Raw genomic sequence first — 6,901 nt, forward strand, 5'->3', positions numbered from 1 at the left:
GAGCGAGCCGACACTGCGGGTCACCACCGTCTATCCCGGCCGCACCGACACCGACATGCAACGCGAGCTGGTGTCCTTCGAGGACGGCGAGTACGACGCGGATCGGTTCCTGCGTGCCGACACGGTCGCCGCGGCGGTCGCGTTCGCGATCGCGACCCCGGCTGACGGGCATCTACACGAGGTCATCCTCAGACCACGCGCGCGCTGACGATGCGGGCCGGAACGGCCCGAGAAGGAGGCGGGCTAGAGGACGAGGTTGACCATTTTCCCGGCGACCACGATCACCTTCTTCGGTGTCGCGCCGGCCAGGAACGCCTGCACCTTCTCATCCGCCAGCGCTGCGACCTCCACCGCATCGGCGTCGGCGCTGGCCGACACCGTGATCCGCCCGCGCACCTTGCCGTTCACCTGGACGGGATATTCCACGCTGTCTTCGACCAGATAGTCGGGATCGGCGACCGGGAACGGCCCGTGCGCCAGCGATGCCCCATGCCCCAGCCGCTGCCACAACTCCTCGGCCAGGTGCGGAGCCAGCGGCGCCAGCATTAGCACCAGCGGCTCGGCCGCGGCCCGCGGAACCGAATCGCGGTGCTGTTTGGTCAGGTGGTTGGTGTATTCGATCAGCTTGGCCACCGCGGTGTTGTTACGCAGTGCCGCATAGTCTTCGGAGACTCCGGCGATGGTGCGGTGCAGCAGTCGCAGCGTGTCGGTGTCGAGATCGGCGCAGTCGGTCACCCGAGTCTCTCCGGACTGCTCGTCGACCACCAGCCGCCACACCCGCTGCAGGAACCGGTGCGCACCGACGACGTCCTTGGTGGCCCACGGGCGTGACGCCTCCAGCGGGCCCATCGACATCTCGTACACCCGCAGGGTGTCGGCGCCATAGTCGTCGCACATCTCGTCCGGCGACACCGAATTCTTCAGGCTCTTACCGATTTTGCCGAATTCCTGGAAGACTTCGATCTCCCCGTCGGCGCCCGGGTAGTAGAACTTGCCGTCACGCTCGACGACGTCGGCGGCCGTCACGTAGGACCCGCGGGCGTCGGTATACGCGAACGCCTGAATGTAGCCCTGGTTGACCAATCTGCGGTAGGGCTCGCGCGAGCTGACGTGGCCGAGGTCGTATAGCACCTTGTGCCAGAACCGGCAATACAGCAGGTGCAGCACCGCATGCTCGGCACCGCCGACGTAGAGGTCGACGCCACCGGGATCGCCGGGGCCGTGCTCCGCGGGCCGGGGGCCCATCCAGTAGGCCTCATTCTCCTTGCCGCAGAACCGTTCTGCGTTGTGCGGATCGGTGTAACGCAGCTCGTACCAGGAGCTGGCCGCCCACTGCGGCATGACGTTGGTGTCGCGGGTGTAGGGCTTCAAGCCGTCACCGAGGTCCAGCTCGACGTGCACCCAATCGGTGGCCTTGGCCAGCGGCGGTGACGGCTCGCTGTCGGCGTCGTCGGGGTCGAACAGCACCGGCGAGTAATCCGGGACGTCGGGCAATTCGACCGGCAGCGCGGCGTCATCCAGCGCGTGGGCGCGTTCGTCGCTGTCGTAGACGATCGGAAACGGCTCACCCCAATACCGTTGCCGCGCGAAAAGCCAGTCGCGCAGCTTGTATTCGATGCGGGCCTCACCGCGGCCTTCGGATTCCAGCCGTGCGGTGATGGCTTCCTTGGCGGACGCAACGCTCAACCCGTTGAGGTAGTCCGAGTTCACCAGGGTGCCCTCGCGGGTGTATGCCGCCTTCGAAATATCGCCGCCGGCAATGACTTCGACGACCGGCAGGCCGAACTCGTGGGCGAACTCCCAGTCGCGCTGGTCGTGGCCGGGCACGGCCATGATCGCTCCGGTGCCGTATCCGGCCAGCACGTAGTCGGCGATGAAGACCGGCACCTGCTCGCCGTTGGCCGGGTTGGTCGCATAAGCGCCCAGGAACACGCCGGTCTTGGCCTTGTTCTCTTGACGCTCCAGATCGGACTTCGCGGCGATGGCCTGCCGGTAGGCGGCGACGGCCTGGACGGGGTTGTCCGCATCGTAGGTCCAGTGCGGATCCACACCGGCCGGCCATTGCGGCGCCACCAGACGGTCGACCAGCTCATGCTCGGGAGCCAGCACCAGATACGTTGCGCCGAAAAGGGTGTCCGGCCGGGTGGTGAACACCTCCAGGTCCACGGTTTCGCCATCGGTGGTGGGCGCCGCGAACAGCGCTGCCGCGCCGGTGGATCGGCCGATCCAGTTGCGCTGCATGGTCTTGACCTTTTCCGGCCAGTCCAGCACGTCGAGATCGTCGAGCAGCCGGTCGGCGTAGGCGGTGATCCGCATCATCCACTGCCGTAGCCGCTTGCGGAAGACGGGGAAGTTCCCCCGGTCGCTGCGGCCGTCGGCGGTGACCTCTTCGTTGGCCAGCACGGTGCCCAGACCCGGACACCAGTTCACCATCGAATCGGAACGGTATACCAGGCGGTGCGCGTCGATCACGTCGGCGCGCTCTCCCGCCGATAACGCCGCCCAATCCCGGCCGTCATCCAATTGGCGTGCACCGGAATCGAATTCGGCGACCAGTTCGGCTATCGGGCGGGCCCTATCGGCCGCCTCGTCGAACCACGCGTTGTAGATCTGCAGGAAGATCCACTGCGTCCACTTGTAGAACTCGACGTCGGTGGTGGAAAAACTGCGCCGGTTGTCGTGGCCGAAACCCAGCCGGCCCAGCTGCCGCCGGAAGTTGACGATGTTGGCCTCGGTGCGGGTGCGCGGGTGAGTGCCGGTCTGCACCGCGTACTGTTCGGCGGGCAGACCGAACGCATCGAAACCCAACGCGTGCAACACATTGCGGCCCAGCATCCGAAAATAGCGCGCGTAGACATCGGTGGCGATGTAGCCGAGCGGATGGCCGACGTGCAGACCCTCGCCCGACGGATACGGGAACATGTCCTGTACGAACATTTTGTCGTCGGGCACCGGTGAACCGTCCGTCGGCGCCAGCGAACCGACCGGGTTAGGCACGTTGAAAGTCCCCAGCCGGGTCCAGTTGTCCTGCCAGGTGCGTTCGATGCGGCCGGCCAGGTCCGCGGTATAGCGAAACCGCGGCGCGTCGGGATCGGCCTGCTCGGCAGGGGCGGTTGGGGAGTCGGTCACGCCCAACAGGTTATAAGGGCCGCGTCGAGCGACCCGCCGACCACCGACGGTCTCGGTTGGATTGCAGACCGGTCAGGGGTGTGTCCCAGGTGTGTTGCAGGTCGATTCCGGTGCTAGAAGCCGCCGCTTCCCCCTGGTTACAGTCGCTTTCTGCGACTTCGACAACGACCCGAGCGATCTCGGAAGGACCGGCCCTCATGAAGCAGACTGCCCGTAGCTGGCGAGTAACGGTCGCGGGTCTGGCCGTCGGCGCTGCCGGTGTGCTGGGCCTTGCCAGCCCCGCCGCATCTGCCGACCCGGTCTTCCCGCCTCGCCCCAACCCCGCTCCCGGCGCCCCGATGCCGCAAGCCGTCGCCGTCGTCCCCGGCGCCGTCGGCAACCCGATGCCGGGCACCGCCGCAGCGGCGCCCGCTCCGATCTCTCCCGCGGTGGCCCCGGTGGCTCCGGGACTGGCACCAGCGCCGCCGGTCGCCGCGCCGCCGGTCGCCGCGCCGCCGGAACTCGCCCCGGCCGCCTCGGGCACCTTGCGCGAATTCTTCGCGAGCAAGAACGTCAAGCTGGAGCCGCAGCAGGCGAAGGATTTCAAGGCCCTCGACATCACCTTGCCGATGCCGCAAGGCTGGACGCAGGTGCCCGACCCCAACGTCCCCGACGCGTTCGTCGTGACTGCCAATCGGCGTAGCAGCAGCCTGTACACGCCGAACGCCCAGCTCGTGGTCTATCGGCTGGTTGGCGACTTCGACCCGAAAGAAGCCATCACGCATGGCTATATCGACACCCAGCAGCTGCCCGCCTGGCGCACCACGAATGCCTCGCTGGCCGACTTCAACGGCTCGCCGTCGTCGATCATCGAGGGCACCTACCGGCAGAACGAGATGACGCTCAATACCTCGCATCGCAACGTCATCGTCACCTCCGGGCCCGACAAGTACCTGGTGTCGTTGGCGGTGACCACCGAAGCCAGCGGAACTGTCGCCGAGGCGCCGGCCACCGACGGCATCATCAACGGATTCCGGGCCGGCGCACCCGGGTCCAACACACCCGCCGCCCCGCCGCCTGCACCCGCCCCGCCCGCGCCGCCTGCCGTGCCACCTGCGGTGGTCGCTCCGCCTCAGGCACTGTCACACTAGGGCGTCGCAGCGAGGCTAAAGCGGCCTCGTATTGTGACCCCATGCTGATCGCGGGGGTGCTGAGTGTGAGCGCGGCGGTGGTAATGGCCGTGCTTGGACTGCGGGCGTTGGTCCGTCCCGTCGGCACCGGCACCGTCGGGCTGATCATGCGCTCGGTCGCGCCGCCCCAGCTGGCCGGCGCGATCATGCTGGCCGCCGGAGGCACCGTCGCACTGGCCGCACCGGCGCCGACCGCGCTGCCAGTGATCTGCGTGTGCGTCGCCGGCGCCCTGGGTACCGTCGCCGCCGGCTCGTACCAGACCGCGCGCTACGCACTGCGCCGCGAAGAGGCCGCGGCCCCCTGCGGCGGGTCCTGTGCGGCCTGCACGCTGGCCTGCCACTGACCGGTACACCCCTGTGTTGAAAAAGCTCTCGGCGTTGCCGATTGACACGTTCCTGCTGGCCATGGCAGCCACTGTCGCGCTGGCGGCACTGTTTCCGGCCCGCGGCGGCTTTGCCGACGTCATGGCGGTGGTCGCCAAAGTCGTTATCGCGCTGCTGTTTTGGCTATACGGTGCCCGGCTGTCTCCGCAGCAGGCCTGGCACGGCGTCAAACGGTGGCAGCTGCACCTGCTGGTTTTGGCTACCACCTTCGTGGTCTTTCCGGTGCTCGGGCTGGCCGCCCGCGGCCTGGTTCCCTGGCTGCTGAACCTCGACCTGTACAACGGGCTGCTGTTCCTGTGTCTGGTCCCGTCGACCGTCCAGTCCTCGATCGCCTTCACATCGATTGCGCGGGGCAATGTCTCGGCTGCGCTGGTCAGCGCCTCGCTGTCCAATATCGTGGGGATCGCGCTAACCCCGTTGCTCGTCGTGCTGCTGATGAACACCAGCGGCGGAGCCCGGATGGACACCGCCGCCGTGCGCGACGTCGTGGTGCAACTGCTGGTGCCGTTCGTGGCGGGCCAACTGATGCGGCCGTGGATCGCCGACTGGGTTGCCCGGCACACGGTACTGACCAAAGCCGTCGACCGGGGGTCGATCCTGTTGGTCGTCTACACCGCGTTCTCGATGGGCATGGTCGAGCACATCTGGAGCAGCGTCAACGCCTGGCAACTGGCGATCGTCGCGGTGGTCAGCGCGGCGCTGCTGGCGGTGGTCCTGGCGTTCACCTGGCTGGTCGGTCGGGTGGCCGGACTGGATCGCGGCGACAGCATCGTGCTGCTGTTCTGCGGTTCGAAAAAGAGCCTGGCATCCGGTCTTCCGATGGCGCTGGTGTTCTTCCCGGCCGCCACCGTCGGGGTGATCATGTTGCCGCTGATGATCTTCCACCAGATCCAGCTGGTGGTGTGCTCGGTGATCGCGAGCAGACTGTCCCGCGACTCCCTCGACGATGAGCCCGCCGCAGCCGCGTAGCGGCGCCTGCCCAGTGACGGCAGCCTAGTTGCGGCTGACGTCGATCGGGTGGGTCGCCAGCATCGAGAGCGGCTGCGGCTGGCGCCGCAGCACCCGGCCCCACAGATCCACCCGTGGCTGGGCCAGAACGTCAGAGGGCAGCGCCGACAACACAATCCAGTCGTCACGCTCGATCTCACCCTCGAGCTGACCGATGGTCCAGCCGGAGTATCCGGCGAAGATCCGCACCCCCTCGACCAGCGGGCCGATCGACTCGGGGTCGGCGTCGAGATCGACCATCGCCATCCGGCCGGCCACGTGGCGCAAACCCGGCACGTCGTCGGGAACCGCACCCACCCGCAGCACTGCCAGGCACAGCGCCGCATCGCGCTTGACCGGTCCGCCGATGAACATCGTCTTCGGTTTCGACGCTATCTGCGCCCACTGCGGCAACACGTTGTAGACCGCGGTCTCGCTGGGACGGTTGAGTACGACACCCAGCGTGCCCCCGTCGTTGTGCTCGACGATGTAAATCACGCTGCGACGGAACGTCGGCTCGAGCAAATCCGTGTTCGCCAGAAGCAGAGTGCCCGCGCGCACTCGGTATGCCGCGGGGGCAACATAGTCTTCTGGATCTTCGGACTGCGCCACAGTCCCATCATCGCATCCAGGCCCGACCACCGTGGCGAACAAGCAGGGCGCCGCGAGGAATTTGTACTGTTGTTAACAGGGGCCTGATGCTCGGTTCGCGACTGCCGGGCCGCATGCCTTTCGGAAGTAGGTGCAGTGACTCATCCGCGCGCGGCGGTCGCTGTCTGGCGCTCGGTCCGCGGCTTGCCCGACTTTTGGCGGCTGCTCGAGTTGCGGACAGCAAGCCAGTTCGCCGACGGCCTGTTTCAGGCGGGTCTGGCCGGCGCGCTGCTGTTCAACCCCGAACGCGCCACCCGTCCGCTGGCCATCGCAGGCGCGTTCGCCGTGTTGTTTCTGCCGTATTCGCTCCTCGGCCCCTTCGCGGGTGCGTTGATGGACCGCTGGGACCGCCGCCTGGTGCTGATCGCCTCCAACGTGGGCCGGGTGGTGTCGGTCGCGATCGTGGGAATCTGCCTGGCGTTCGGTGCCCGCAATGTGCTCGTGCTGTGCGGCGCGCTGGTGGTCAACGGCCTCGCCCGGTTCGTCGCCTCGGGGCTGTCGGCCGCGCTGCCGCACGTCGTGCCGCGCGAGCAGGTCGTCACGATGAACTCGATCGCGTCGGCGGTCGGCGCGGCCGCGGC

The 6,901-nt window shown here is 67.6% G+C and carries 6 protein-coding genes and 1 pseudogene; 5 read left to right on the forward strand and 2 right to left on the reverse strand.

The window, feature by feature from the left end; translation table 11 throughout:
* Window positions 1–208: pseudogene (locus VGH54_RS01650) on the forward strand (short chain dehydrogenase); the annotation flags it as partial.
* Window positions 209–243: 35 nt separating this feature from the next.
* Here VGH54_RS01650 and leuS read toward each other — a convergent pair.
* Window positions 244–3,129 carry a leucine--tRNA ligase gene (gene leuS / locus VGH54_RS01655; protein ID WP_331510193.1) on the reverse strand — a complete coding sequence of 962 codons (2,886 nt, stop codon included), beginning with the start codon at window positions 3,127–3,129 and terminating at the stop codon, window positions 244–246.
* Between the two features lie 197 nt (window positions 3,130–3,326).
* On the opposite strand from leuS, the gene VGH54_RS01660 reads away from it, so the two are divergent.
* The 3 genes from VGH54_RS01660 to VGH54_RS01670 are packed head-to-tail and all read left to right on the forward strand — an operon-like array spanning window position 3,327 to window position 5,651.
* Window positions 3,327–4,259, forward strand: a complete 933-nt coding sequence (locus VGH54_RS01660; protein WP_331510194.1) for an LpqN/LpqT family lipoprotein — start codon at window positions 3,327–3,329, stop codon at window positions 4,257–4,259.
* Between the two features lie 41 nt (window positions 4,260–4,300).
* A complete protein-coding gene (locus VGH54_RS01665) occupies window positions 4,301–4,642 on the forward strand; it encodes a hypothetical protein (protein ID WP_331510195.1) in 342 nt (113 codons plus the stop codon).
* A gap of 16 nt (window positions 4,643–4,658) precedes the next feature.
* Window positions 4,659–5,651 carry a bile acid:sodium symporter family protein gene (locus VGH54_RS01670; protein ID WP_331510196.1) on the forward strand — a complete coding sequence of 331 codons (993 nt, stop codon included), beginning with the start codon at window positions 4,659–4,661 and terminating at the stop codon, window positions 5,649–5,651.
* A 24-nt stretch (window positions 5,652–5,675) separates the two neighbouring features.
* On the opposite strand, the gene VGH54_RS01675 is transcribed toward VGH54_RS01670, so the two are convergent.
* Window positions 5,676–6,281: a YqgE/AlgH family protein gene (locus VGH54_RS01675; RefSeq protein ID WP_331510197.1), complete on the reverse strand. Its 606-nt coding sequence runs from the start codon at window positions 6,279–6,281 to the stop codon at window positions 5,676–5,678.
* A 135-nt stretch (window positions 6,282–6,416) separates the two neighbouring features.
* Between VGH54_RS01675 and VGH54_RS01680 the strand changes: the two genes are divergently transcribed.
* Window positions 6,417–6,901 (forward strand): MFS transporter (locus VGH54_RS01680; RefSeq protein WP_331510198.1); only part of this gene is annotated, 485 nt, incomplete at its 3' end.

The organism is Mycobacterium sp., assembly GCF_036488105.1.
Classification (GTDB): Bacteria; Actinomycetota; Actinomycetes; order Mycobacteriales; family Mycobacteriaceae; genus Mycobacterium.